The organism is Paenibacillus sp. F024 (genome assembly GCF_057814255.1).
The window spans coordinates 1-255 of sequence record NZ_JBVASZ010000192.1 but is presented as its reverse complement, the minus strand read 5'-3'; the positions used below and the strand labels follow the sequence as shown (position 1 = coordinate 255).

General features: G+C 56.9%; 1 rRNA gene. It reads right to left on the bottom strand.

Annotated elements, in window-relative coordinates:
• A 16S ribosomal RNA gene (locus tag ACZYR9_RS27935) occupies positions 1 to 255 on the bottom strand; the annotation flags it as partial.

Here is a 255-nt window from a genome sequence, read left to right as displayed (position 1 = left end):
GCCTGCGCGCGCTTTACGCCCAATAATTCCGGACAACGCTTGCCCCCTACGTATTACCGCGGCTGCTGGCACGTAGTTAGCCGGGGCTTTCTTCTCAAGTACCGTCACCCTCAGAGCAGTTACTCTCTAAGGCGTTCTTCCTTGGCAACAGAGCTTTACGATCCGAAAACCTTCATCACTCACGCGGCGTTGCTCCGTCAGACTTGCGTCCATTGCGGAAGATTCCCTACTGCTGCCTCCCGTAGGAGTCTGGGC